Genomic DNA, 1353 nt, shown 5'->3' on the forward strand with positions numbered 1-1353 from the left:
GCGGTGGGGGTGAGAGGCGCGCCGGTATGAGCTTGGCTGCGGGGTGAGGGACGTCGAGGCCTCCAGGATCAGTGGCGACCAAGCACACCGTTCCGAAGGACCTCGACGTTGTCCGAGCCTACGGCGCACATCGCTGCGCGCTGCCATCGCGACACCGGCTACTGCTCGCGCTGCGATCTTCTGGTCGGGCTCGGTGGGTTGCGCGTGACCGCCGTCGAGGACGACCACGACGTCGGGCTGCTCGTCGTTGGTGTGGAGTCGCCCCGGACGCCGATGGGCTGCCCGAGCTGCGGCGTGATTGCGCACAGCCACGGCCGCAGCGACGTCACGCTGGTCGACGCGCCGTGCTTCGACCGCCCGGTCCAAGTGGTGTGGCGCAAGCGGATCTGGCGTTGCCAGGAGGCAGCCTGCCCGAGGAAGGCGTTCACCGAGCAAGACGAGGACATCGCTCGACCGCGGGCGCTGCTGACCACGCGGGCCTGCTGGTGGGCGATCAATCAGATCCGCCGTGAGCACGGCTCGATCAGCGGGATCGCCCGACAGTTGGGGACGACGTGGAACACGGTGTGGTCCTCGATCCGGCCACTTCTGCAGGAGATGGCCGACGACGAGGATCGGTTCGCCGGCGTGACGCGACTCGGCGTGGACGAGCACGTGTGGCATCACGTGTCCGAGTTCCCGATCACCGAGGGTGGCCGCGGTCCGAAGCAGCTGACCGGGATGGTCGACCTGACACCCGACGGTGACGGCAGGCCGCGGGCGCGGTTGCTGGACCTGGTGCCGGGCCGGTCCGGGAAGGTGTACAGCGACTGGCTTGCCGAACGTGGCCAGGAGTTCCGTGACGGTGTCGTGGTCGCCACACTGGACCCGTTCCACGGCTACAAGAACGCCATCGATGACCAGCTCGAGGACGCGGTCGCGGTCCTGGACGCGTTCCATGTCGTCAAGCTCGGTACCCAGGCCGTGGATGAGGTCCGCCGTCGGGTGCAGCAGGAGATCCATGGTCACCGTGGCCGCAAGAACGACCCGCTCTATGGCATCCGCACGATCTTGCGCTGCGGGCAGGAGAAGCTCACCGACCGGCAACGGGCACGGCTCGACCGTGCGATCGCTGCCGACGAACGTCACGACGAAGTGCTCGTCGCGTGGCTGTGCACCCAACAGCTCCGGTCGGCCTACCAGGCCAAGAGCACGGTCGAGGGCCGGCGGATCGCGGAGAAAATCCTGGCCTCGCTGCCGACCTGTCCGATCCCGGAGATCCGACGGCTCGGTAAGACCCTGAAGCAGTGGCGGGCAGCGTTCCTGGCCTACTTCGACACCAGCCGCGCCAACAACGGCGGCACGGAGGCGATC

At 68.2% G+C, this 1353-nt stretch carries 1 protein-coding gene; it reads left to right on the forward strand.

The window, feature by feature from the left end:
* Window positions 1-204: 204 nt before the first annotated feature.
* Window positions 205-1353: ISL3 family transposase (locus tag L979_RS14120; protein ID WP_047692913.1), on the forward strand; the 1149-nt coding region annotated here is incomplete at its 3' end.

It is taken from the genome of Kocuria sp. ZOR0020 (assembly GCF_000800955.1).
GTDB classification, from domain to species: domain Bacteria; phylum Actinomycetota; class Actinomycetes; order Actinomycetales; family Micrococcaceae; genus Kocuria; species Kocuria subflava.